The organism is Streptomyces sp. NPDC015125 (genome assembly GCF_043080045.1).
Classification (GTDB): Bacteria; Actinomycetota; Actinomycetes; order Streptomycetales; family Streptomycetaceae; genus Streptomyces.
In genome coordinates, this window is record NZ_JBIBVF010000029.1 from 1 (window position 1) to 24,858 (window position 24,858).

A 24,858-nucleotide genomic window follows, 5' to 3' on the forward strand; every position below is an offset into this window, starting at 1 on the left:
CTGCTTCGCTTTACGTCCGCACACCCACCCCCTCCGGCCCACCACCTCCCGCCCGGGAACGCGACCCCCGCCCGGTGGGGGTGAAGGATTCAAAAGCCAGAAGCTCGGCCGCGTCGTGGCGTAGCCGATGCTTGGGTCTTTGGTTTTCTCCTGCTCTACCACCGGGGTGGGGTCCGACAAACGGCGGGAGGGGGCAGGGGCGGAGGGGTGTGTTGTCGGACGTAAAGCGCAGCAGTCCGACAACACACCCCGGAGCCCCTGCCCCCGCCACACGGCAACCGGGCTCCACCCCACAACCACCCCCGCCCCCGCCGAAGGCGGGAAACAAACCACAGAAACAGAAACGGCGGATCACCCGGCAACGTGGGCGGCGATCCCCCGGGCGCAGACGGCCGGATCCGTGTCGGTGGTGTCGACCTCGATGTCATAGCGGACGCCCCGGTGGACCAGTGCGGCCTGGGTGGTGGCCATGCCCACCACCCGGTCCCCGCGGGCGAGTTCGCGGGCGGCGGCGGTGCCGGGATCACAGTGGACGCCGACCCACAGCACCGCCAGGCCGTCCAGCGCCCGGCGCCAGCGGTCCTGGCCCGCGCCGCCGTCCAGGAAGACCTCGTCGAGGATGATGCCGGTGCCGGCCCGGGCCATCGCCGCGATGCCGTGCAGCCAGCCGGCCTGCAGCGCGCGGAACGCGGGCCCGACCGAGACCGTGCCGTCGGGCGCGAGGACCAGCCCGTCCGGGGAGGTCATCAGGGCGGGCGGCAGGGCGCCGATGAAGGTGTCGACGCCGAAGGTCAGCCAGGGGCGGGGGAGGGTCTCCTGGAGCGCCCGGGCGAGGGTGGAAGTGCCCGCGCTGGAGCCGCCGTTCAGGACGATCACATCGGTGGTCATCGCGGTACCGTACGCGTTCAGCGGGCGGATGTCCGGTGAAATACGAGCAGGTCCCCGGCGCCGCCCAGGATGACGTAGGTGGACTTGGGGTGGCGGGCGGCGGCATCCGCCAGCGCCTGCCGCGGGGTGCGGTTGTCGCCTAGCTGCACGGCGACGTAGTCCGGTGACAGACCGCCGGTGTCCCCCATCCAGAAGACCCGGGTGCGGCCGGTGAGGCGGCTCAGCGGCCGGATGTCGGACTCCACGCTCGCACCGTCGGGTATCCGCGCCAGCAGCTTCTCGGCGGCGGTGACGTCCGGCGGTGTGCGGTAGGTGGCGCCCTCGGTGAGGCGGGCCAGCGGCAGCGTGGTGGTCAGCGCGAGGGCCACGGCCACCACGGCGGCCGGCAGATGGTGGGCGTACGAGCGCAGCCAGGGCCGGGTGGAGACCCGGGCCCGGGGCAGGGCGTCGACCAGGGCGAGGAAGACGACCGGCATCAGGACGGCGTTGTAGTGCCAGTCGATGCCCCAGTAGTGGGGCTCGTGCGACAGGAAACGCCAGCCCAGCGTGGGCAGCGCGACCAGCAGCAGCGGGGAACGCAGCGCGAGCAGACCGGTGGTGGGCAGCAGGACCCACAGCGTGGTGCGCACGGCCGTGACGAGAGGGATGGTGAGGCCGCCGCTGTCGGCGCCGAACTTGCTCCAGTAGTCGTACGAGCCGGAGCCGTTGAACCCCGGTATGAGCACGCCGAGGGTCACGGCGGTGGCGCTGAGGCCGAAGGCGACCAGACCGATGGCCAGCGGACTGGCCCGCCGGGTACGGATCAGGGCGAGCGCGCCGATGACGGCCGCGGTCACCCCCAGGTCCTCCTTGACCAGCACCAGGGGCGCGGCCCAGCACACCACCGCCGTCCACCGTCCGCGCAGCACCGCTTCGAGCGCGAAGGCGATCAGCGGCAGCGCAAAGGCGATCTCGTGGAAGTCGAAGTCGACGGCCTTCTGCACGCCCCAGGACGTGCCGTAGGCGACGCCGATCGCCAGGCCCGGGACGCGGCCCAGAGCGCGGGCCGCGGCGCGGGTGACCGGTATCGCGGACAGCGCGAAGAGCGCGGCCTGCGCGATCAGCAGGGTCAGCGGGGAGGGGAACAGCCGGTAGAACGGCGCGAGCACGATCAGTACGGGACTGAAGTGGTCCCCGAGGATATTGGTGCCGGGGCCCTTGAGGTCGACGATCGGGGCCCGGAAGTGGGCGTAGCCCCGTATGGCCTGCTCGAAGATGCCCAGGTCCCAGGAGGACGTGGACAGCGTGCGGAAATGGTAGAGGGCCAGCAGCGCAAACGCGACGAAGAAGAACCCCGCCGTCCAGTACGGGTCGAAGCGAGGGGCGCGCAGGGGAGCGGTCCGGGTGCGCAGCCGGTGCGCGCTGCGCCGCAGCCGGCCGGGCCGGTCCGGTGGCGGTGCGCCGGTGGCCGTGGCCTCGTGGCCGGCCGGGGGCGCGTCGGACCGGGGCGCCGGTATGGACCCGGCCGGGGTAGCGGTCCGGGGCGGCGGCACGGCGCCGATGTCCTCCCCAAGAATCCGTCCGGGGGCGCCCCCGGCCGATACTGCGGCCGTGTCCATGCGGATCCTCACTCTCAACTGTCGAAAAGATACTCGAAGCGGAGCCCCGGTCGGCTCGGCGGCCGCTGCGACGGCGATGGCGGGGGCGGCAGTGGGCGGCAGTGGGTGGCAGTGGGTGGTAGTAGGTCAGACGCGGGCGTCGGCCGGTCCGTTCCGGGGAGGGGCTGCACGCGGGAGCCAGGACGGGTCGCGGTTCCGGAAGCGACAACGACGCCGTCGTGGAGCGCGACCCCGGTCCATTCGGGCCGAAGGAGGGGTATCAGTGCTGCCGGTGCGACGAGGATGCGGACGCAGCGGGTGCGCAGGAATTCCCTGGGCGCTCCTCAGCTTTAACCCGCCCCATATGACGCGCAGTTCACTCGGTACGACCGGCTGACGGAACCGCCCGACGCGAGCGGAACGAGGGGGCAGGCTTGAGCCGACCGGTGCACGCTTCACCGCTCTAGGTGAGACTGCAAAGAGTATGGAGCCCGGACGTGCAAGCTCCATGCCTTCTGCCGACCTCGGCGTCGGGGTCGATAGTGGGCTGCTCACGGCAACCATCGCACCGGGGTCACTCGGCGGATGTGGATGAGCACGTCGAACGCATCGGCAAGGGAAGCAACGTCGAGGTGCTCGTCGGCGTCGCGGGACGGGTCGTAGACGCCGCTGATCACGCGGACCTTCGCCGGTCCGTCCCATCGGCGACGCACCGCTTCGCGGCGCAGATCCAGCCAGTGGGCGGGCAGATCCGTCTCGCCGAGCCTCGCGTCGATCAGATCTCCGGCCGGCTCCGGGACCACGGCGACACCGAGGTCTCCGTGATGGAATCCGATCGCCACGGAGACGTACTGCGTGCCGTACCACTTGCGCAGCAGACTGCCTTCGCTGGGCTGGGGACCACGCTCGGGAGCCAGCGGGCTGGTCACCACGGTTGCCGACGTGTGACCGATCCCATCCCAGTAGACCACCCGCAGACCGGTCCGACGCTGGTACTCGCCGATGGCACCAGCCCATACGGCGACATCGTCCGTGGACAACCCCTGCCCGGCGACGCTGCGTTCGTGGAAGTCGACGATCATACGCATCCGCGCCAGGATGCCGGCGGCGTGGGCGGCGTGGGCGGCGTGGGCGGCGTGGTCGGCGTGGTCGGCGTCGAGCAACGACCGGATCAGCGCGAGCGCGTCGCGGGCATGGTCGCCGAACGGGCGCCCCGGGTGAATTCCCCGGGCGCGCTGCACATGCTCCGCGGTGTGGTGAGCTGTCCGGATCGGTGCCAGGTGAGACACCACCTCCGCCAGCCGTTCCGGGGCCGACCCGCGTACGTGATCCAGGACGGCGTCGTAGTCCTCGGGCTGCGCCTGCACGGGGCTCACGCCGAAGATCCGGACGGGGTCGTTCGGGTGCTCCCGGTTGAACGCCCGGATCCACTCCAATGCCGCGGCCATCTCGACGGTGCGCCAGGGACGCCAGGCGCTGTCGAGGGCGGATGCGGCATCACCTTCGCCTGCGTGCACGTACCTGTCGAGGTCAGCGGCGACGCTGACGCTGTCCTGTATGGCCAGCGCCCGGAACCCGTGTCGCTGGACCAGCCTGCGGAAGAGTTGGTCCCGTACCCCGAAGGTTTCCCGGGAGAATCGTGTGGACTCCCCGATGCCGACGATCGTTGTCGCGGCGGCGATCCTCTCGGCAAGCTCATCGAGCGCGGCGTCGGACAGTGGGCCGACGTCGGCTTGCTGCGGCTCGGACAACCCGGTGTGGGAAGGAAAGGAGCCACGGGGAGCGGCGGTGTCGTTGTTCATGCCTCCCAGGCTCCTACCTGAAGTTCAGTTGAGGTCAAGGAGGTTGGTGTGGCCGGGGCCTCCGGGTTGGCCCGCGGGGTGTCGGCCGTCCCGCCTGCCTGGGTTCGACCACGACGCTCAGCCGGGCCAACTCAACCGCTAAGGGGCCATCTGAAGCGCCAAGTCTCCATAGGACACCGGGCCACCCCGGGGATCCCACCCGCAGAACCCGTCTCCACCAATCGCCGTCTCGGATGATCTGGTCAGCCGGCGTCCCGTCCCGATGCAGATCTGTGAGTTTCGTGTGCGAAGTGTCGAGTCGGCCTCATCCGGCTACGGGCCCGCTCGATCGGTCACGCTTCGCATGTAAGCAGTTACTCTTCGCGTTGAAGGCTGATTCATTCGCAGGGGAACAGGCGGTGCGTGATGTCCCAGGAAAACTTGCCGGGAACGCGGTCCGGAGATGCCGACATCATCTTCTCCGGCGGTTCCATCGTGACGGTTACCGATGAGACGTCAGCGGCGCCCGAGGCGGTGGCGGTCAAGGACGGCCGAATCGTCTTCGTCGGCAACCTGTCCCAGGCGCAGGCCGAGTGGCGGGGGCCGGACACGCGGCTGCACGACCTGCTGCCGGACCAGGTCCTGCTGCCGGGTTTCATCGATGCGCACGGCCATGTGGTCGGCACCGGCCTGCAGGCCACGATCGCCAATCTCCTGGCCGCTCCCGACGGCAACGTCACCAACATCGCGTCCCTCCAGGGCAAGCTGCGCGAGTTCGCCGAAAGTGAGGTGGGGAAACGCTCGGATTGGATCGTCGGTTTCGGTTACGACGACTCCATGCTCACCGAGGGCAAGCACCCCACCCGTCACGACCTGGACGTGGTATCCACCGAGAAGCCCGTCCTGGCGATCCACCAGTCCTTCCATCTGGGAGCGGTCAACAGCCTGGGACTCGAACGGCTCAAGTACACCGCCATGACACCGGACCCGGAGGGCGGGGTGATCCGGCGGAGGCTGGAGCGCGGGACCGAATCCGGGCCCGTGTACGGAGAGCCGAACGGGGTGCTGGAAGAGACCGCGTTCAACCCCGCCGCCGATCTGGCCGTCGCCGGGATGGACCCCATCGACAGCGGGCAGTTCCTGCCCGTGGGCCTCCTGTCGGCGGCGAGCTTCGGCTTCACGACCGTGCAGGAGGGGGCAGCGAGCCTGGAGGTCCTGGGCCTCCTCCGGCAGGTCGCGGACGCCCACCCCGCCGGCCTGCCCACCGACGTGGTCGTCTACGTAAAGGCCGACCAGGCCATGAAATCCCCTGCCACGGTCCAGGCGAGCCGGGAGTACACCAAGGGCCTGCGCGCGGCCGGGGTGAAGCTGGTCCTGGACGGCTCGCCCCAGGGGCGCACCGCCTGGCTCACCGAGCCCTACCTCACCCCGCCCGACGGTCAGGACGAGGACTACCGCGGCTATGCGACCCTGCCGGACAAGGACGTCCTGGCCCAGGTCCGGGCGGGGTTCGCCAACAACTGGCACATCATCGCGCACGTGAACGGCGACGCCGCCATCGACCAACTCCTCCAGTGCGTGCGCGCGGCCACCAAGGAAGCCGGACAGGACCGGCGTACGACGGCCATCCACTGCCAGACCGTCCGCGAGGACCAGGTCGAGGCGTTTCGGGAACTCGGCATCATCCCGTCGTTCTTCTCCATGCACACCTATTACTGGGGCGACTGGTACCGCAAGACCGTGCTCGGCCCCGAACGCGCTGACAACATCTCGCCGGCCCGGTGGGCGGTGGACCGCGGCATGGCCTACACCTCACACCACGACGCCCCCGTCGCCCTGCCCAACTCGATCGCCATCCTGTCCAGCCAGGTCACCCGCGTCACCCGCAGCTCGGGAACCGTCCTGGGCCCGGACCAGTGCGTGTCGGTCCTGGACGCGGTGAAGTCCATCACCATCAACGCCGCCCGCCAGTACTTCGAAGAGGACACCAAGGGCAGCATCGAGGTGGGCAAGCTCGCCGACTTCGTGATCCTCAGCCACAACCCGCTCACGATCCCCGAGCAAAAGATCAAAGACATCACCGTCGTGGAGACCATCAAGGAGGGCAGGACCGTCTACCCGCCCTCTCCCACCGGCCCAGAGCCCGCCCCCGTCCCACAAAGGGCGATGTCCGCAGCCTTTGCCCACCACTGCTGACGCCCCGGGAAGGCGCCTTTCCCGCAAAGGGCGCCAGAGCGGGCGGCGATCCGAGCTGCCTCCCTGACGGCAACCCGTCGTTCGAGAGCTGCTCGCCGCAGCTCGCTTGCGCGCCGGATGCAGCTTGCGGGCCGACCGAGGGCTCAGATCACCTCAAGGAGCCGATCATGTCTCCTCCGCCGCTCCGGTCATGGCGCCGACCTCATGGCCGTCGGCAACCGCGAAGCACGCCGATGGTGGCGGCAAACGACCGGCACTCGGGAGCAGAACCGTCCCCGCCCCAGATCGTTGGCCGAAGCAGTGGCCTGGGCCACGCCGACTCCATAGCATCGATCCACCAAGGTCGAGACTCCGTCGCACGATCTGCCGGGAGGCCATGTGTTCCGCCGTAGGACAGCGCTCTCCGTATCCGCCACCGCAGGCCTGCTGGCCGCGGCCCCGCTGCTCGCGGCCTGTGGCAGCGATGCTCATCCCGGGGCCGCGGCCATCGTGGACGGGAAGCGGATCACCGTCGCGCAGCTGCAGGCGAAGGTGAAGGATGTCCGCGCCGCGCAGGCCAAGTCGCCGCAGGGCGACCAGCTCATCATGAACACCGGCCGGCTGAGCCTGGCCACCCTCAACGGCATGATCTTCGACGAGGTGCTGGCCCGCGGCGCGCACGATGCCGGGGTGACGGTCACCCGGCGCGACGTCCAGCGGTGGCGGGCCCAGGCGGAGAAGCAGTCCGGCGGCGGCGAGCGGCTGAAGGCGATGTGGCTCCAGCAGGGCATCGCCCCCGACGAGATCGACGCCATGGTCCGCAATCAGCTGCTGCTCGACGGCGTCGCCCAGCGGCTCGGCGCGGACCGCGGCAAGCCGCAGGGCCAGCAGAAGCTCGCGCAGGCGCTGGCCAAGACCTCCCGGTCCATGGGGATCGACGTCAATCCGCGGTTCGGCAAGTGGGACGACCACCAGGTCATCCTCGGCGAGACCAAGGACCCGTGGATCACCAGCGAGCCGGTGAAGCAGCAGGCCTGAGGCCGGCCGTATCTGCCGTGGTCGGTCCGTAGGGGCCGCTCCGCAACGGGTGGGCCCGTACGCGGTGACGGGCGGGCCCATAGGCGGTGACGGGTGGGCCCGTATGCGGTGACCTGCTGCGGAGTAGTGCGTACGAGGTGAGCGAAGGGGGCGGGGCGGTTCCGGCCGTCGCCGCCCACCGGCGCCGGGCGTTGTCGGTGCGGTGCGTTACGTTCGAGGCGTGAACGCTGACGCCTCTGCCGCCGACACCGGCGCCGAAACCCGCCCCGAGGGCACCGGCACCGGACGCCTGGTCCTGCTCACCACCAGCCACCGGGTCGCCCCGGGACTCCTGTCCTGGCCCGCCTGGCAGATCCTGCGTGGGGCGGACCGTGTGCTGTGCGCCGACCCGGACCATCCGCAGCTGCCCTATCTGCGGGAAGCCGGCATCGAGGTGGAGACGGCCGCCCCCGCCGCCCGCGAGCTCGTCGACTACTGCGTGCCGGGCGACCGTACGGCCGTCGTCCTGACCTCGGCGGACGGGGAGAGCGCGCTGACCGACGGCCTGGCCCGGCTGGCCGGTTCCGGCCGCGAGACCATGCCGGACCTGGAGCTGCTGCCCGGCTCCTACGACCTGCCCGGCGCCCGGCTGCTCGACCTCGTCCAGGTCATGGACCAGATCCGCGCCGCCTGCCCCTGGAGCAGCATCCGTACGCACCGCGACCTCGCCAAGTACGGCATCGAGGAGGCGTACGAGCTGGTCGAGGCCATTGAGGAGGGCGATCGCGAGGCGCTGCGCGAGGAGTTGGGCGATGTCCTCCTCCAGGTCGTCTTCCATGCCCGGATCGCCCAGGACGACCCCGACGAGCCGTTCTCCCTCGACGATGTCGCGGGCGGGATCGTCGAGAAGCTGATCCGCCGCCATCCCCATGTCTTCGGGGAGGCGGACGCGGCGACCCCGGAGGACGTCAGGGCGCACTGGCTGCGGACGAAGGCGGAGGAGAAGCAGCGCGATTCGGTGACCGAGGGCGTTCCGCTGGCCCAGCCCGGTCTGGCGCTGGCGGCGAAGCTCGCCTCGCGCGTCCGCACGGCAGGGCTCGATGTGACGCCCCCGGCCGGGCAGGGCGTCGGGTACGAACTGCTGGCGCTGGCGGTGCGGGCCGAGGCGGAGGGCGTGGACCCGGAGGCGGCACTGCGGGCGGCGGCGCGGGCCTACCGGGATGCGGTGGTGGCTGCCGAGGCCGAGGCCGGGGCCGTCTGAGGCCGGAGCTGTCCGAGGCCCGAGCCTGAGGCCGGAGCCGACCCGTTACGACGTGACCGAGGCCGCCGTTTCGCCGGTGGCCGCCGGTTCCCGCTCCGCGTAGCGGCTCGCCGTGCTGCGACGGCGCCGCAGCCGGTCGGCGAGCCAGAGCGCCACGACCGTCACCGCCAGCGTGGCACCCAGCGCGCACACCCCGCCCCAGCCGCCGACGCCCCACACCACCGACGTCAGCGCCGAACCGGCCGCGCCGCCCACGAAGTAGCTGGTCATATAGGCCGAGTTGAGGCGGTTGCGGGCCTCGGGGCGGACCGCGTAGACGAGGTTCTGGTTGCTGATGTGGACCGCCTGCGCGGACAGGTCCAGCACGATCACCCCGGCCAGCAGCGCCGCCGGCGACCAGGTGCCGCCTGACCCGCCGGCCGCGAGCAGGCCCCAGGACCCCAGGAGCAGGAAGGCCGCGGCGCCGGTGACATGGTGCGCCAGGCCGCGGTCCGCCAGCCGTCCGGCCACCGAGGCGGACAGCGAACCGGCCGCGCCCACCAGTCCCAGCAGACCGATGGCCGACTCCTGCCAGCCGTAGGCCGGACCGGACAGCAAGAACGCCAGCGCCGTCCACAGCACGCTGAAGCCCGCGAAGGTCAGGGCGCCCAGCGCGCCGCGCCACCGCAGCACCGGCTCCTGGGCGAACAGCGCCAGCGTGGAGCGCAGCAGCGCCGGATAGCGCAGCCCGGCGGGGGTGCGCAGTGCGGGCAGCCGGAGCCGCAGCAGGAGCGCCATCAGCAGCATCAGCGCCGCGTTGACCCAGTACACGGTGCGCCAGCCGCCCAGCTCGGCCAGGAGACCGGCGGCCGTACGGGCCAGCAGGATGCCCAGCAGCAGCCCGGTCATGACGGTGCCGACGGTCCTGCCGCGTTCGGCGGGCTTCGCGAGGGTCGCCGCGTACGGGACCACGACCTGGGCGGCGACCGAGGTCAGTCCGGTCAGTGCGGTGCCGGTCAGCAGGAGGGCGGCGTTCGGCGCGCTCGCGGTGACGGTGAGGAAGGCCGCGGTCGCCGCGGTCAGGGTGACGGCGAGCCGGCGTCGCTCCAGCAGATCGCCGAGCGGGACGAGCAGCAGCAGGCCGAGGCCGTAGCCGACCTGGGCGACGGTGACGACCAGTGCGGCGGTGGACGAGGAGAGGTGCAGATCGCGGCCGATGACGTCCAGCAGCGGCTGGGCGAAGTAGTTGCCGGCGACGGACAGTCCGGCGGCGACCGACATCAGCAGCAGCATGCCGCGCCCCGGGCCCGGCCGCGGATCCGCCGGGCCCCCGTCGGCCGCCTCCGGTATGCGCTCGGTCTCCATGACATGCCCTCCCCTGCCGCGCCCACGGCCACCGTGGCGGCGGGCGTCTCCCAGCCTGGGCCCGTCTCATCGATGAGTCCAACACATCATTGTCATCGCATCCATCGAAAATCGAGATCGCTGGTGCTTAGGATCGGTGCGTATGGAGCTCCAGCAGATGCGCTATGTGGTCGCGGTGGCCGAGACCGGTGGGTTCACCCGGGCCGCCGAGCGCTGCCATGTGGTGCAGTCCGCGCTCAGTCATCAGATCGCCCGGCTGGAGAAGGAGCTCGGGGCCCGGCTCTTCGACCGGACCAGCCGCAGCGTCCGGCTGACGGCCGCCGGTGAGGCCTTCGTTCCGGTGGCCCGGCAGGCGCTGGAGGCGGCCGAACGGGCCCGTGCCGAGGTGGCGGCGGCGACCGGGGAGGTACGCGGGCGGCTGGCGGTCGGCGCGATCTCCACCGTCGCGGCCGTGGATCTGGCCCGTGAGCTGGGCGCTTTCCGGACGCGCTGTCCCGGGGTGCGGATCAGTCTGCAGATGGAGATGAGTGACCGGCTCCTCGAACAGGTCCGGCAGGGCGTCCTGGATGTCGCCTTCGTCGGGCTGGTGCCCGGTGCCCGCACCGTCGGCGTACGGGAGAAGGAGCTGGCGCGCGGTGAACTGGTCGCCGTGGTGCCGCCGGGGCATCCGCTGGCGGAGCGGGAGTGGACCACGCTGTCGCGGATGGCGCGGGAGACCTTTGTCGACTTCACGGCGGGGTCCGCGGCCCGCCGGCAGCGCGATGCGGCGTTCCGCGCGGCGGGGCTCACGTCGGAGGTGGCGTTCGAGGTGACCACCGTCGAGTTCCTGGCGAAGCTGGTGCGGGCGGGCCTGGGGGTGGGAATGGTGCCGGAGGCCATCGCCGCCGAGCTGGCCGGGCTGCACATCGTGCGGGTGCGGCCGGCTCCCGAACGCACCGAGCGGGTGGTGTGGAGCGGCCTCGGCCCGTCGCCGGCGGCCGTGGCGTTCCTGACGGGGCTGGGGGTGGATCCGGCGTAACGAGGGGGTGCGGTTCCGGGGGAGCGCAGGGGGTGTGGTGGGGGTGTGGTGGGGGCCGGCCGGTGCGCGGGCGCACCACGGTGCGCCCACCGGTTACGGTCGGAAGGTGCACGACAAGCCCGACGCCCCCGACCCCGCGGGCCGTCCATCCCCCGCCGCCGGCGCCCCCGCGGGCCGCCCCGCCCCCGCCGCCGATGCCCCCGCGGGCTGCCCCGCCGCCGCGCCCGCCCCCGAGCTGTTCACCTGGGAGTTCGCCGCCGACCCCTACCCCGCGTACGCCTGGCTGCGGGAGCATGCGCCGGTGCACCGGACCGAGCTGCCCAGCGGCGTCGAGGCCTGGTTGGTGACCCGCTACACCGAGGCACGGCAGGCGCTCGCCGACGGCCGGCTGTCGAAGAACCCGGTGCACCACAGCGAGGCCGCGCACGGCAAGGGCAAGGTCGGCATCCCCGGTGAGCGCAGCGCCAACCTGATGACCCATCTGCTCAATATCGACCCCCCGGACCACACCCGGCTGCGCCGGCTGGTCTCGAAGGCCTTCACCCCGCGCCGGGTGGCCGCCTTCGCCCCGCGCGTCCAGGAGCTGACCGATCACCTCATCGACCGGTTCGCGGCGAAGGGCGAGGCCGACCTCATCCATGAGTTCGCCTTCCCGCTGCCCATCTACGCGATCTGCGATCTGCTGGGGGTGCCGCGCGAGGACCAGGACGACTTCCGCGACTGGGCGGGCATGATGATCCGGCACGGCGGGGGCCCGCGCGGCGGTGTCGCCCGGTCCGTGAAGAAGATGCGCGGCTATCTCGCCGAGCTGATCCACCGCAAGCGCGAGTCCCTCGGCGACACCGCGGAGGCGGACGAGGATCTGATCTCCGGTCTGATCCGGGCCTCGGACCACGGCGAGCACCTCACCGAGAACGAGGTCACCGCGATGGCCTTCATCCTGCTGTTTGCCGGTTTTGAGACGACCGTGAACTTGATCGGTAACGGCCTCTATGCGCTGCTGCGCCACCCGGCCCAGCGCGAGCTGCTGCAGAAGTCGATCACGGCGGGCGACACCGATCTGCTCACCACCGGCATCGAGGAACTGCTCCGTTACGACGGCCCCGTGGAGCTGGCGACCTGGCGGTTCGCGACGCAGGAGCTGACCTTGGGCGGACAGCGGATCGCGAAGGGCGACCCGGTCCTGGTGGTGCTGGCCGCCGCCGACCGCGATCCGGCACGCTTCGCCGAGCCGGATGTCCTGGATCTGACCCGTCGTGACAACCAGCACCTGGGGTACGGGCACGGCATCCACTACTGCCTGGGTGCGCCGCTCGCCCGGCTCGAAGGACAGACCGCTCTGGCGACGCTGCTGACCCGGCTCCCGGACCTCCGGCTCGCCGTGGAACCGGACGCCTTGCGCTGGCGCGGCGGGCTCATCATGCGCGGACTGCGGTCGCTGCCGGTGGAGTTCCCGCCCGAACGCCCTGACCAGCAACAAGGTCAGAAGTGACAGAGAGTCAGGCGCGTGACCTTCGCGTGATCTGCACTACACCGACTTGTGACTACCCGTGACCCCGGCTACCTTTCCACCGACGATCGACGGGCTTCACCCGATCGGCCGAAGCGGTGATGTGGGGGACCGGTGTAACGGTGCGCCTCGTGCGCGTCGGCCGGGCGGGTACCCGTCGAGCAGCTCGCAGAGCTCGTCGTACAACTCAACCGCCGCGCGAAAGGCATCCGCATGCGTTCCGGGAACGGCCGACATCGTCGACCCCGCCAGGCACCGGCCATCTTTGTCACGGCGGGAGTGACCGGCGCAGGTTTCGCCCTGCCGCTGCTCGCCGCGAGTGGCGCTCACGCCGCCGACACCGCGACCTGGGACAAGGTCGCCCAGTGTGAGACCGGCGGCGTCTGGAGCGCGGCTTCGGGCAACAGCTACTACGGCGGGCTGCAGCTCACCCAGGAGATGTGGGACAGCTACGGCGGCTCGGCTTATGCCTCGCGCCCCGACCTCGCCAGCCGCTCCCAGCAGATCGCGGTGGCCGAGTCGATCCTCGACCACCGCGGTCCGGACGTCTGGTCGAGCTGTGCGGTGAGCGCCGGTCTGACCAAGGGCGGCCAGGCGCCGGAGGTCGACCCGGGCAGCACCGCCACTCCCTCGCCCGACCCGTCGGACGCCGACGGCTCGTCGGACCCCTGGGACACGTCCGGCCAGTCCGGCACCCCTGGCGGTTCGGACTCCGCCGGGACGCACGACGGGACCGGCGACGAGCCGTCCGACCCGACGCCTTCGCCCGATGCCTCGGACTCCGCCGGGACGCACGAGCCCGGCGACGAGGCCTCCGACCCGGCAACGCCGGGCGACCGGGCCGACGACCCGTCGCGGTCCGCCGATCCGTCCGACGACCCGTCGCGGTCCGATGAGCCGTCCGATGACTCGTCCGCCGGTCCGTCCGACGGTGGCAGCCGTACGGACACCACCGGCACGCCGCGGGAGACGCCCGCGAAGGGCAAGCACCGCGGCGGCGCGGGCGACGGGGGTGCCGACGACGGCGGCAGGTCCTCCGGGGGCCGGCATGCCTCGCGTGGTGACGCCGAGCGCACCGGCCCGGCGGCCGATGGCGACTACACCGTGCGCCCGGGTGACACGCTGTCAGCCATCGCGGCGGCCCACCGGCTGTCCGGCGGCTGGGCCGCCCTCTATGACCGCAACGAGGACGTCATCGGCTCCGACGCGGACCTGATCAAGCCGGGCCAACTGCTCGATCTCGGGCACAACGCGGGGTAATTCGCCGCCCTTCGCCCGCTTTTGGGAAAGTGAGACAAGGGTCTCGTTGACTGTGGTGGACCCCGGTGTGTGCCGCCTCGGCAAACCGGGGTTCACCTGCGGGTATGTGACCTTCTCGTGATCAAAAACGGTCAACTTGGTTCAGATGGTGGGGTTTGAACCCCAAGGCCATTACTGCTTAACGTCAGGACCGCTCGCCAAAGCGGGCCCTTTGATCACACGCCGAATCCTGCCGGTGATCGGAGGCAGTTGACGCGCAAGCGCCGAAGGCAGGAGCGGGGGACCCAAGGTAAGTGCCGGCCCCACCCGTGAAAGCGGGTCAACCGGCTTGGGGTGAAGCCACGTGCGCCACGCGCACGCGGCCGGGCGATTCTCACAGCCCGAACCCGACAGCTCACCTCGTAGGCGTCGGTGAGGAAACGAACCAACCATGCTGATCATCAAGGGCAAGCACCGTCGTCCGTCCAAGGCCGTCCGCGTCGCCACCCTCGCCGGCATCGCCGGTGCTGCCGTGGCCGTCCCGCTGATGGGCGCCACCTCCGCCTCCGCCGCCTCCGTCTCCACCTGGGACAAGGTCGCCCAGTGCGAGTCCGGCGGCAACTGGTCGATCAACACCGGTAACGGCTACTACGGTGGCCTGCAGTTCTCCAACTCCAGCTGGGCCGCCGCCGGCGGCACCAAGTACGCCGCGCGTGCCGACCTGGCCAGCAAGTCCCAGCAGATCGCCGCCGCCGAGAAGCTCCTCGCCATCCAGGGTCCGGGCGCCTGGTCCTGTGCCGGTGCCGGCAACCTGACCTCCGGTGGCCCCGCCGCCGACGTCGACACCTCCGGCTCCGCGCAGACCAAGTCCGCGCCCCAGCAGGACCAGGGCTCCGCCAAGGCCGAGACGAAGAAGGCCCCGGCCGCCCCCGAGCAGCACGCCTCGCGCTCGACCGAGCGCAAGTCCATGGGCCACGGCAACTACACCGTCAAGGCGGGCGACACCCTCGCCAAGATCGCCAAGGCGCACGGCACCGACTGGAAGTCCGTCTACAAGGCCAACAAGTCGGTCATCGGCGGCAACCCGAACCTGATCTTCCCGGGTCAGAAGCTCAACGTCTGAGTCCCCTCTCACCGGGACCGGGCGGGTTCGAGCGGCGGGCCCCCCTCCTCGGTGAGACCACTTCCTCCGTGAGACCGCCCCGCCCGGCGCGCCCTTCCCCCCAGCGCGTCGCGGCGGGGTTTCTCCTGTCCGGTGCCGTGACCGGGCCGCCGCAGCCGAGGCGGCCGCACGCCGGTGACCGGCTACGTTCCAGGTTTTTTCCCGTTCAGTGAATAGTGCCCTCAAATGTCCCGAGAACTGGGCCTTTGGGAAGTTTTCCGGCCCGTTCCGTCCCACGGAGCGGGCCAAGGGCAGGCGGACGCACCCGGGGCCGTTAGGCTCGTGCGCAGAACGCCAGACACCCACGAAGGAGACAACGTGCCGTCGATCGACGTCGTCGTAGCCCGCGAAATTCTCGACTCGCGAGGTAATCCCACGGTCGAGGTCGAGGTCGGCCTCGACGACGGCAGCACCGGCCGTGCCGCCGTGCCGTCCGGCGCCTCCACCGGCGCCTTCGAGGCCATCGAGCTTCGTGACGGCGACCCGAACCGCTACCTGGGCAAGGGCGTGGAGAAGGCCGTCCTGGCCGTCATCGAGCAGATCGGCCCGGAGCTCGTCGGCTACGACGCCACCGAGCAGCGGCTGATCGACCAGGCCATGTTCGACCTGGACGCCACCGACAACAAGGGCTCGCTCGGCGCCAACGCCATCCTCGGCGTCTCCCTCGCCGTCGCGCACGCCGCCTCCGAGGCCAGCGACCTCCCGCTGTTCCGCTACCTCGGTGGCCCGAACGCGCACGTCCTGCCCGTCCCGATGATGAACATCCTGAACGGCGGCTCGCACGCCGACTCCAACGTGGACATCCAGGAGTTCATGATCGCCCCGATCGGCGCGGAGTCCTTCTCCGAGGCGCTGCGCTGGGGCGCCGAGGTCTACCACACCCTCAAGAAGGTCCTGAAGGAGCGCGGGCTGTCCACCGGCCTCGGTGACGAGGGCGGCTTCGCCCCGAACCTGGGCTCCAACCGCGAGGCCCTCGACCTCATCCTGGAGGCCGTCAAGCAGGCCGGTTACGCCCCCGGCCAGGACATCGCGCTGGCGCTGGACGTCGCCGCCTCCGAGTTCTACAAGGACGGCAAGTACCAGTTCGAGGGCAAGGACCGCTCGGCCGCCGAGATGACCGAGTACTACGAGGAGCTGGTGGCGGCCTACCCGCTGGTCTCCATCGAGGACCCGCTGTTCGAGGACGACTGGGCCGGCTGGAAGGTCATCACCGACAAGCTCGGCGCCAAGGTCCAGCTCGTCGGCGACGACCTGTTCGTCACCAACCCCGAGCGCCTCGCCCGCGGTATCGAGGAGGGCTCCGCCAACGCGCTGCTGGTGAAGGTCAACCAGATCGGCTCGCTGACCGAGACCCTGGACGCCGTCGAGCTGGCCCAGCGCAACGGCTTCAAGTGCATGATGTCGCACCGCTCCGGCGAGACCGAGGACGTCACCATCGCCGACCTCGCCGTCGCCACCAACTGCGGCCAGATCAAGACCGGCGCCCCGGCCCGCTCCGAGCGCGTCGCCAAGTACAACCAGCTGCTGCGCATCGAGGAGATCCTCGACGACGCCGCGGTCTACGCCGGCCGCTCCGCCTTCCCGCGGTTCCGCCACGGCAGCTGACCGCAGACGGCCCGCTGCCCGCCCGACCGGGGCAGGGGGCCGATCGGGCGAGACAACCGCCCAGCACCCCGTACGTCCCCGGCGACGGTCCCGTACCGTTGCCGGGGACGTGCCTGCTTGAAGCAGTCAGGCGTCCGTCAGTGAAGGGGAGACGACGTGCCCGCGGACCGGTTCTCGACCGCGACCCGACTCAAGGCGCTCGGCGAGCAGGCCGCCGCCCGCGTCTACCGAGCCCGCCCGCCCCGCCGCAACCGCCTCACCGGCCGCGCCGCCCTGCTGGCGCTGGTGATGTGCTCCCTGGTGGTCGCCCTCGCGTACCCGATAAGGCAGTACGTCTCCCAGCGCTCCGACATCGCCGACCAGCGCCGCAAGGCCCAGGACGCGGGCGCCGCCCTCGACCGGCTGCGCGAGCAGAGGGCCCGCTGGCAGGACCCCGACTACGTACGCCAGCAGGCCCGCCGGCATCTGCACTACGTCATGCCGGGCGAGACCGGCTATATCGTCCAGGACGGCTCCGGCACCGGCTCCGCACCGAAGGGGCCGCAAGCGGCGCAGCGCCCCTGGTACGAGAATCTGTGGGACACCGTCGACGCGGCCGACCGGCGGTAGCCCCCGGCTGCCCGTACCGCCGCCGGACGGCAGCCCGTAGTGTCGGGGCCGGACGGCCCGCCCCGCCGCCACCTCACCACTCACCTCACCGAAAGCGCACATGGACACCCCCCCGCCCCAGACCGAGCCCACCGAGCCCACCGACGCGGACATCGCCGCCTTCCGGGAACAGCTCGGCCGCCCGCCGCGCGGCCTGCGCGCCATCGCGCACCGCTGCCCCTGCGGGCAGCCGGATGTCGTCGAGACGGCGCCGCGCCTGGAGGACGGCACGCCCTTCCCCACGCTCTATTACCTCACCTGCCCGCGCGCGGCCTCCGCGATCGGCACGCTGGAGGCGAACGGCGTGATGAAGGAGATGACCGAGCGGCTGGCGGCCGACCCTGCGCTGGCCGCCGCCTACCGGGCCGCCCACGAGGACTACATCCGGCGGCGGGACGCCATCGAGGTGCTGCAGGGCTTCCCGAGCGCGGGCGGTATGCCCGACCGGGTCAAGTGCCTGCATGTCCTCGTCGGCCATTCGCTGGCCGCCGGGCCGGGCGTCAACCCGCTCGGCGACGAGGCCCTGGCGATGCTGCCGGAGTGGTGGAAGAAGGGGCCGTGCGTGACCCCCTGCCAGGACACCTGTGACGGCCCGGACGCCCCCGGAGCCCAGGACGCTGCCGAAGGAGACGCCAAGTGAAGCGGGTCGCCGCCATCGACTGCGGTACGAACTCCCTCCGGCTGCTGGTCGCGGACGTCACGGTGCCCGATGGCGCCGTCGGCCCGGGGGCGGCGGGTGAGCTGAAGGACCTCGACCGCCGGATGGAGATCGTCCGGCTGGGACAGGACGTGGACCGCACCGGGCGGCTGGCCCCCGAGGCGCTGGAGCGCACCTTCGCGGTCTGCCGCGAGTACGCCGCAGTGATCAAGGGGCTGGGCGCGGAGCAGATCCGCTTCGTGGCGACCTCCGCCTCCCGGGACGCGGAGAACCGTGAGGACTTCGTCCGCGGCGTGCGGGACATCCTGGGCGTGGAGCCCGAGGTGATCACCGGCGACCAGGAGGCGGAGTTCTCCTTCATCGGCGCCACCAAGGAGCTCACCGGCCGCGCGGATCTCAAGCGGCCCTTCCTGATGGTCGACATCGGCGGCGGCTCGACGGAGTTCGTGCTCGGCGCCGACTCCGTCCGCGCCGCGCGCTCGGTGGACGTCGGCTGTGTACGGATGACCGAACGGCACCTGGTGCACGGCGGTGAGATCAGCGACCCGCCGACCCCGGGGCAGATCAGCGCCATGAAGGCCGATATCGCCGCGGCGCTGGACCGGGCCGCGGAGACCGTCCCGCTGGACGAGGCCGCCACCCTCGTGGGCCTGGCCGGCTCCGTGACCACGGTCGCCGCGATCGCGCGGGGCCTGGAGGGGTACGACTCCGGGGCCATCCACCACTCCGTGATCTCGCTGGCCGAGGTCCGCGAGATCACCGAGCGTCTGCTGTCCTCCACCCATGCCGAGCGCGCGGCCATCCCCGTGGTGCACCCGGGCCGGGTCGACGTGATCGGCGCGGGTGCGCTGGTGCTGCTGTCGATCATGGAGCGGACGGGTGCCGGGGAGGTCATCGCCAGCGAGCACGACATCCTCGACGGCATCGCCTGGAGCCTCGCCGGCTGAGGGGCGCAAGAGAAGCGGCAGAGGCCGGCAACGGCCTCTGCCGAGGAGCCTTTTGAGCGGGTGCGATGCCCGTCCGAGCGCACTTCAGGGGCTCCGGAAGGCTCCGGGGAGGGGTCGGCGGAGGGGGCGGCGGAGAAAGTTCGTGAAATCCTTCACATGAAAAAGCCTCCCGTTGGGCGAACAATCTGATCGTCCGACCCTCATTCGAAGGCTCCAGGGCGTCTCGACCCGGAAAATGCGCGGCTGCCGGTGCGCGGGCGGTGTGCTCACGGAGATGGTGGTTCACCCGTTCGGCGGGCGACAATCCCTGATCAACAGGGGTCTCCAACGCCTTGCGTCATACGGTGGTTCCGGTTTGGACTATGGCGTCGGTCACGAAGCCGGCGGAGTGTAGCAGATGCCTCCCGGTTGCTTGTGAAGGGGCTCACGAGCGACCCCCCATGTGGGGGTGGATACTCGATTGCATGAGCACCACGGAGCGTCCCAGGATCCTCGTTGTAGGCGGTGGGTACGTAGGCCTGTACGCGGCACGTCGCATCCTCAAGAAGATGCGGTACGGCGAGGCGACCGTCACGGTCGTCGACCCGCGCTCGTACATGACGTACCAGCCCTTCCTCCCTGAAGCTGCAGCCGGCAGCATCTCCCCCCGCCATGTCGTGGTGCCGCTACGACGTGTGCTGCCCAAGGCGGAGGTTCTCACCGGCCGGGTCACCACCATCGATCAGGACCGCAAGGTCGCCACGATCGCCCCGCTGGTCGGCGAGGCGTACGAGCTGCCCTTCGACTACCTGGTCATCGCGATGGGCGCGGTCTCCCGTACCTTCCCGATCCCCGGCCTGGCCGAGAACGGCATCGGCATGAAGGGCGTGGAAGAGGCCATCGGCCTGCGCAACCACGTGCTGGAGCAGCTGGACAAGGCCGACTCCACGACCGACGAGGACGTCCGCCGCAAGGCGCTGACCTTCGTCTTCGTGGGCGGTGGCTTCGCGGGTGCGGAGACCGTCGGCGAGGTCGAGGACATGGCCCGCGACGCTGCGAAGTACTACAACAACGTGAAGCGCGAGGACATGCGCTTCCTGCTGGTCGACGTCGCCGACAAGATCCTCCCCGAGGTCGGTCCCAAGCTCGGTGCCTACGGCAAGGAGCACCTGGAGAGCCGCGGCGTCGAGGTCTACCTCAAGACCGGCATGGACTCCTGCGTCGACGGCCACGTGAAGCTCAACAACGGCCTCGAGGTCGACTCCAACACCATCGTGTGGACCGCGGGCGTCAAGCCGAACCCGGCGCTGGCCCGCTTCGGTCTGCCGCTCGGCCCGCGCGGCCATGTCGACACCGGCGCCACCCTCCAGGTGCAGGGCACCGACTACATCTGGGCGGCCGGCGACAACGCGCAGGTCCCCGACCTGGTCGGCCGCAAGGCCGGAAACCCCAACGCCTGGTGCCCGCCGAACGCGCAGCACGCGCTGCGGCAGGCCAAGATCCTCGGCGACAACGTGGTGTCCGGGATGCGCGGCTTCCCGCAGAAGGACTACAGCCACGCCAACAAGGGTGCGGTCGCCGGTCTGGGGCTGCACAAGGGCGTCGCGATGATCGTCATGGGCAAGATGAAGATCAAGCTCAAGGGCCGTCTCGCCTGGTACATGCACCGCGCGTACCACGGCATGGCGATGCCGACGTTCAACCGCAAGATCCGGGTCTTCGCCGACTGGACGCTGGCCATGTTCCTCAAGCGCGAGGTCGTCTCGCTCGGCGCCATGGAGAACCCCCGCGAGGAGTTCTACGAGGCCGCCAAGCCGGCGCCGGCCCCGCCGACCGCCGCCGAGGCCGGGGACAAGACCAAGGCCAAGGCTTCCTGAATTCCCGGTCGGGTACTCCGACCAGCCCGAAGGGCGTCCGCCATCCGTGGGGCGGGCGCCCTTTGGCGTGTCCGCTCTGGCGAAAACCGAGCGGTGTGCGGTTCTCTTGCGTGTGAACGGGACTATCCGGGCGCCCCATTGGCGTTTACGTGGTGGGTGAAACTTCTTTGCCCGACTCGTCAACACGGAGGTGTGCGACATGGCCGACGCCGCTGGACGGCTCACCAAGCTCGCCGAGGAGGTGCTGGGAGTCCCGCTCCCGGTACGTATCCGCGCCTGGGACCGCAGCGAGTCGGGTCCGCCGGGGGCGCCCACACTCGTCATCCGCCATCGCCGGGCGCTGCGCCGGATGATGTTCAGGCCGGGCGAGCTGGGCCTGGCCCGCGCCTGGGTGGCCGGCGACCTCGACATCGAAGGCGATCTCTACGAAGCGCTCGACCGGCTCGCGGGACTGATCTGGGAACGCACCGACGCCCCCACGCCGCATCGCGCCGCCGCGCTGCGTGCCCTGGCCCGCCCGGAGATCCGTTCCGCCGCCCGGGAGTTGCTGACCCTGGCCGGCGCCCCCGTCCCCCCGGCGCCGCCCGCGGAGGAGGTCAGACGCCGCCGTGGGCCGCTGCACACCCTGCGGCGCGACAAGGAAGCCATCAGCCACCACTACGACGTCGGCAACGACTTCTACGCCCTGGTGCTCGGCCCGTCCATGGTCTACTCCTGCGCATACTGGGGGACCGCCAAGGACGGCGTCGCCACCCTGGAGGACGCCCAGCGCGACAAGCTGGACCTGATCTGCCGCAAGCTCGGACTCCGGGAGGACCTGCGGCTGCTGGACGTCGGCTGCGGCTGGGGCTCGATGGTGCTGCACGCGGCCCGCGAGTACGGCGTACGGGCGGTGGGCATCACCCTCTCCGAGGAACAGGCCACCTTCGCCCGTAAGCGCATCGCCGAAGCCGGGCTGGCCGACCGGGTCGAGATCCGGGTGCAGGACTACCGCGAGATCCACGACGAGCCGTTCGACGCGATCTCCTCGATCGGCATGGCCGAGCATGTCGGCCACACCCAGTACGCGGAGTACGCCGGCGCCCTGTATGCGCTGCTCAAGCCCGGTGGGCGGCTGCTCAACCACCAGATCGCCCGGCGGCCGGTCGCGGACGAGCAGGCGTACCGGGTCGACGAGTTCATCGACCGCTATGTGTTCCCGGACGGTGAACTGGCGCCGCTCGGCCGGACCGTCGGCCAGCTGGAGGAGGCCGGATTCGAGGTGCGGGACGTGGAGGCGATCCGGGAGCACTACGCCCTGACGCTGCGGCGCTGGGTCGCCAACCTGGAGGAGCACTGGGACCAGGCGGCGCGGCTCACCTCCGTGGGCCGGGCCCGGGTGTGGCGGCTGTACATGGCCGCGTGCGCGCTGTCCTTCGAGCGCAACCGCCTGGGCGTCAACCAGGTGCTGGCCGTCCGTACACCGGAGCCCGGGACCTCGGACATGCCGTTGCGGGCGCGTGAGTGGCGCACCGGCACCCACCGCGGTTGACGCCGTCCGCCCACCCGCTGCCGTGAAGGAGCGGGTGGGCGGGCAACGGGACCGGCGCCGGGGTGTTATTCGGCCTTGATGGCGGCCAGCATGTTCAGCCTCGCCGCCCGGAGCGCCGGCCACAGGGCGGCCAGTACGCCGACGAGCGCGGCCAGGCCGAGGAAGAGGCCCATCCGGGCCCACGGCAGCACCAGTTCGTAGGTGGGCAGGTGGGCGCTGATCAGCTGACCGACCGCCCAGCCCATGAACACGCCGAGCCCGATGCCGAGCACCCCGCCGAACAGCGAGATGACCAGCGACTCCAGCCGCACCATCCGCTTGATGCCGCGCCGGTCCAGGCCGATTGCCCGCAGCATGCCGATCTCCTGCGAGCGTTCGAAGACCGACATCGCCAGGGTGTTGATGACCCCGAGCACCGCGACGATCACGGCCATGGCCAGCAGGCCGTAGAGCATGTTCAGCAGCAGGGTGAACATCGAGGCGATGGCGTTGGAGACGTCCTTCTTGTCCGCGACGGTGACCGCCGGGTTCTTGCCGAGCGCCTCGACCAGGTCGTCCTTGTGTGCGTCGGTGGCGCCGCCGGCCATCTTGACCAGCAGTTGCTTGTCGCTGATGTCCTTCTGGTGCGGAGCCAGGGTGTGATTGTCCAGGATGACGCCGTGGAGCATCTGGTTGCCCTTGTAGACGCCCGAGACGGTCAGGGTGGCCTTCTTGCCGTCCTCGAACGTCACGGGGAGCCGCGAGCCGGCCCGCCAGCCGTTGCCGGTGGCGGTGTCCTGGTCCACCAGGACCCGGTCGCCGCGCAGGCTGCCGAGCGACCCCTCGCTGATGTCGGGCCGGACGAGCGAGCCGAACTGTGCGCCGTCCACGCCGGTCAGCCCGGTCGGCTGCTGGGCGGCGCTGCCGGTGCCGATCGTCGCCATGCCCTCGCGCAGCGGGGAGACGGCGGTGACGCCGGCCATCGCGCGGACCTTCTTCTCCGCGCTGGTGGGCAGCTGCGTGTGGCCCTCCATCGAGATGGTGTAGTCGGCCTTCAGGGCATCGACGGCCAGTTTGTCGATGGCCTGCTGTGTACCGCCCGCGATCACCGTCATGCCGGTGATCAGGGTCAGCCCGATCATCAGCGCGGAGGCGGTGGTGGCGGTACGGCGCGGATTGCGCAGCGCGTTCTGCCGGGCGAGGAGGCCGGAGATGCCGAAGGCACGCAGGACGGGGGTGGCCAGCGTGATCAGCGGACGGGACAGCAGCGGCGTCAGGATGAACACCCCGATCAGCAGCAGCATCCCGCCGCCGCCCAGCATGATCTTGCTGGTGTCGTCGCCGTCGTACACGGAGGTGGCGACGAGTACCGAGGCCGTACCGCTACCCGCGACGAGCGCACCGAGGGTGTTGCGGATCAGCAGTGACTTGGTGGTGGCGGCGGCGTGCACGCTGTTCATCGCGGCGACCGGCGGGACCTTCGCGCCGCGCCGGGCGGGCAGCCAGGCGGCCAGCACCGTGATGACGGTGCCGATGCCCAGGGCGGCGACGGCCGTGGAGGGCGTGACCACCAGCGGCCCCTCGGGGAACGTCGCGGCGAAGCCGTTCAGCACCTCCCGCAGCAGTGCGGCGATGCCGATTCCGGCCACCAGGCCCGAGACACCGGCGATCGCACCGACGAAGAGCGCCTCGATCAGCACCGAGCGGGTGACCTGGCGCCGGCTCGCGCCGACCGCCCGCAGCAGCGCCAGCTCCTTGGTGCGCTGGGCGACCAGCATGGTGAAGGTGTTGGCGATGAGGAAGATGCCGACGAAGAGTGCGACGGCGGCGAAGGCCAGCAGCGCGGTCTTCATGCCCTGCATGTTCTGGTCGATCACCTTGGCTTCGGCGTCGGCGAGTTCCTTGCCGGTGGCGGTGGTGGCACTGCCCTTGGGCAGCGCCTTGCCGATCGCCTGCTGCAGTGCGGCCTGGGACGTCCCGGCCGCGGCCTTGACGTCGATCTCGCTGTATCCGCCGGACAGCCCGAACAGCTGCTGCGCGGTCTTGGTGTCGAACAGGGCCAGCGAGCCGCCGGCCGTGACCCGGCCGTCGTCGGTGGTGAAGATGCCGGTCAGCTTCTGCTGCCGGACCGGTCCGTCGGCGGATATCCGGACGGTGTCGCCGATGTGGTAGCCGCCCTTCGCCGCGGTGCCCGCGTCCAGCGCGAACTGGTCCGCGCCGGTGGGGGCCGTGCCCTGCTTCATCGGGTAGCGGGCGTCCTTGCCGTCCTTGCCGGGGAAGTAGTTGCTCCCGCGGCTGTTCTGGCCGGACGCGATCAGCTTGCCGTCCTTGTCGCCGATCCCGGTGAAGCCGTTGGCGGTGCCGGTGACGGAGGCGGCGCCGGGGAGACGGGTCAGGGCGTCGAGCGCTTTGCCGTCGACCCGGGGGCCCTTGGCCCGGGTGCCGCCGGGCCCGTCGGGCGACGCCGGTGTCACGGCGACGTCGACGTTGTCGAAGCTCTTCTGGGAGCTGGTGCGGAAGGCGTCGGAGATGGTCGAGGTGAAGACCAGGGTGCCGGAGACAAAGGCCACGCCGAGCATCACGGCGAGGACGGTCATCAGCAGCCGGGCCTTGTGCGCAAGCACATTGCGCAAGGCGGTACGGAACATGAGGGTCAGTCCTG

At 71.0% G+C, this 24,858-nt stretch carries 18 protein-coding genes and 1 riboswitch; of the genes, 13 read left to right on the forward strand and 5 right to left on the reverse strand.

The genetic code is table 11. The features are described 5' to 3' along the window. Positions 1-351: 351 nt before the first annotated feature. The 3 genes from cpt to ACF088_RS37245 form a co-directional block, all read right to left on the reverse strand. Positions 352-888 carry a chloramphenicol phosphotransferase CPT gene (gene cpt / locus ACF088_RS37235; protein WP_392380389.1) on the reverse strand — a complete coding sequence of 179 codons (537 nt, stop codon included), beginning with the start codon at positions 886-888 and terminating at the stop codon, positions 352-354. A gap of 17 nt (positions 889-905) precedes the next feature. Then, positions 906-2,486, reverse strand: a complete 1,581-nt coding sequence (locus tag ACF088_RS37240) for a DUF2079 domain-containing protein (protein ID WP_392380390.1) — start codon at positions 2,484-2,486, stop codon at positions 906-908. Positions 2,487-3,016: 530 nt separating this feature from the next. Beyond that, positions 3,017-4,267, reverse strand: a complete 1,251-nt coding sequence (locus tag ACF088_RS37245) for an erythromycin esterase family protein (protein WP_392380391.1) — start codon at positions 4,265-4,267, stop codon at positions 3,017-3,019. A gap of 405 nt (positions 4,268-4,672) precedes the next feature. On the opposite strand from ACF088_RS37245, the gene ACF088_RS37250 reads away from it, so the two are divergent. The 3 genes from ACF088_RS37250 (at position 4,673) to ACF088_RS37260 (ending at position 8,699) form a co-directional block, all read left to right on the forward strand. Further along, complete coding sequence (locus ACF088_RS37250) at positions 4,673-6,442, forward strand: amidohydrolase (protein ID WP_392380392.1); 1,770 nt, start codon at positions 4,673-4,675, stop codon at positions 6,440-6,442. A 378-nt stretch (positions 6,443-6,820) separates the two neighbouring features. Continuing rightward, a complete protein-coding gene (locus ACF088_RS37255; protein ID WP_392380393.1) occupies positions 6,821-7,459 on the forward strand; it encodes a SurA N-terminal domain-containing protein in 639 nt (212 codons plus the stop codon). Between the two features lie 220 nt (positions 7,460-7,679). Continuing rightward, a complete protein-coding gene (locus tag ACF088_RS37260; protein ID WP_392380394.1) occupies positions 7,680-8,699 on the forward strand; it encodes a nucleoside triphosphate pyrophosphohydrolase in 1,020 nt (339 codons plus the stop codon). Positions 8,700-8,744: 45 nt separating this feature from the next. On the opposite strand, the gene ACF088_RS37265 is transcribed toward ACF088_RS37260, so the two are convergent. Continuing rightward, complete coding sequence (locus ACF088_RS37265) at positions 8,745-10,043, reverse strand: MFS transporter (RefSeq protein WP_392380395.1); 1,299 nt, start codon at positions 10,041-10,043, stop codon at positions 8,745-8,747. Between the two features lie 142 nt (positions 10,044-10,185). Between ACF088_RS37265 and ACF088_RS37270 the strand changes: the two genes are divergently transcribed. From ACF088_RS37270 to ACF088_RS37315, 10 genes are all read left to right on the forward strand, one after another. Next, complete coding sequence (locus ACF088_RS37270) at positions 10,186-11,061, forward strand: LysR family transcriptional regulator (RefSeq protein WP_392380396.1); 876 nt, start codon at positions 10,186-10,188, stop codon at positions 11,059-11,061. A 106-nt stretch (positions 11,062-11,167) separates the two neighbouring features. After that, positions 11,168-12,553, forward strand: coding sequence for a cytochrome P450 (locus tag ACF088_RS37275; RefSeq protein ID WP_392380397.1), 1,386 nt, complete (start codon positions 11,168-11,170; stop codon positions 12,551-12,553). 297 nt (positions 12,554-12,850) lie between these two features. Then, positions 12,851-13,831 (forward strand): transglycosylase family protein, encoded by a 981-nt coding sequence (locus ACF088_RS37280; protein ID WP_392380398.1) that lies wholly within the window; start codon positions 12,851-12,853, stop codon positions 13,829-13,831. A 210-nt stretch (positions 13,832-14,041) separates the two neighbouring features. Continuing rightward, positions 14,042-14,254, forward strand: a riboswitch (cyclic di-AMP (ydaO/yuaA leader). 7 nt (positions 14,255-14,261) lie between these two features. Continuing rightward, positions 14,262-14,933 (forward strand): transglycosylase family protein, encoded by a 672-nt coding sequence (locus ACF088_RS37285; protein WP_088798020.1) that lies wholly within the window; start codon positions 14,262-14,264, stop codon positions 14,931-14,933. A 357-nt stretch (positions 14,934-15,290) separates the two neighbouring features. Next, positions 15,291-16,577, forward strand: a complete 1,287-nt coding sequence (gene eno, locus ACF088_RS37290; protein ID WP_235449704.1) for a phosphopyruvate hydratase — start codon at positions 15,291-15,293, stop codon at positions 16,575-16,577. A 156-nt stretch (positions 16,578-16,733) separates the two neighbouring features. Next, positions 16,734-17,186 (forward strand): septum formation initiator family protein, encoded by a 453-nt coding sequence (locus ACF088_RS37295; RefSeq protein ID WP_392380399.1) that lies wholly within the window; start codon positions 16,734-16,736, stop codon positions 17,184-17,186. Positions 17,187-17,286: 100 nt separating this feature from the next. Beyond that, entirely contained in the window at positions 17,287-17,865 is a 579-nt protein-coding gene (locus tag ACF088_RS37300; protein ID WP_392380400.1) for a DUF501 domain-containing protein, read from the forward strand. Beyond that, complete coding sequence (locus ACF088_RS37305; RefSeq protein ID WP_392380402.1) at positions 17,862-18,830, forward strand: exopolyphosphatase; 969 nt, start codon at positions 17,862-17,864, stop codon at positions 18,828-18,830. Before ACF088_RS37300 ends, ACF088_RS37305 begins: the two co-directional genes overlap by 4 nt. A 464-nt stretch (positions 18,831-19,294) precedes the next feature. Beyond that, positions 19,295-20,686 (forward strand): NAD(P)/FAD-dependent oxidoreductase, encoded by a 1,392-nt coding sequence (locus ACF088_RS37310; protein WP_392380403.1) that lies wholly within the window; start codon positions 19,295-19,297, stop codon positions 20,684-20,686. A gap of 199 nt (positions 20,687-20,885) precedes the next feature. Continuing rightward, complete coding sequence (locus ACF088_RS37315) at positions 20,886-22,217, forward strand: class I SAM-dependent methyltransferase (protein ID WP_392380405.1); 1,332 nt, start codon at positions 20,886-20,888, stop codon at positions 22,215-22,217. A gap of 65 nt (positions 22,218-22,282) precedes the next feature. On the opposite strand, the gene ACF088_RS37320 is transcribed toward ACF088_RS37315, so the two are convergent. Continuing rightward, complete coding sequence (locus tag ACF088_RS37320) at positions 22,283-24,844, reverse strand: ABC transporter permease (RefSeq protein ID WP_392380406.1); 2,562 nt, start codon at positions 24,842-24,844, stop codon at positions 22,283-22,285. Positions 24,845-24,858: the final 14 nt, after the last annotated feature.

Bases quoted from the DNA above. Each gene is read 5' to 3' on its own strand.
- ACF088_RS37320 (WP_392380406.1), bottom strand. From the start codon at position 24,844: ATGTTCCGTACCGCCTTGCGCAATGTGCTTGCGCACAAGGCCCGGCTG.
- cpt (WP_392380389.1), bottom strand. From the start codon at position 888: ATGACCACCGATGTGATCGTCCTGAACGGCGGCTCCAGCGCGGGCACT.
- ACF088_RS37285 (WP_088798020.1), top strand. From the start codon at position 14,262: ATGCTGATCATCAAGGGCAAGCACCGTCGTCCGTCCAAGGCCGTCCGC.
- ACF088_RS37315 (WP_392380405.1), top strand. From the start codon at position 20,886: ATGGCCGACGCCGCTGGACGGCTCACCAAGCTCGCCGAGGAGGTGCTG.
- ACF088_RS37300 (WP_392380400.1), top strand. From the start codon at position 17,287: ATGGACACCCCCCCGCCCCAGACCGAGCCCACCGAGCCCACCGACGCG.
- ACF088_RS37310 (WP_392380403.1), top strand. From the start codon at position 19,295: ATGAGCACCACGGAGCGTCCCAGGATCCTCGTTGTAGGCGGTGGGTAC.
- ACF088_RS37240 (WP_392380390.1), bottom strand. From the start codon at position 2,486: ATGGACACGGCCGCAGTATCGGCCGGGGGCGCCCCCGGACGGATTCTT.
- ACF088_RS37270 (WP_392380396.1), top strand. From the start codon at position 10,186: ATGGAGCTCCAGCAGATGCGCTATGTGGTCGCGGTGGCCGAGACCGGT.
- ACF088_RS37245 (WP_392380391.1), bottom strand. From the start codon at position 4,267: ATGAACAACGACACCGCCGCTCCCCGTGGCTCCTTTCCTTCCCACACC.
- ACF088_RS37250 (WP_392380392.1), top strand. From the start codon at position 4,673: ATGTCCCAGGAAAACTTGCCGGGAACGCGGTCCGGAGATGCCGACATC.
- ACF088_RS37265 (WP_392380395.1), bottom strand. From the start codon at position 10,043: ATGGAGACCGAGCGCATACCGGAGGCGGCCGACGGGGGCCCGGCGGAT.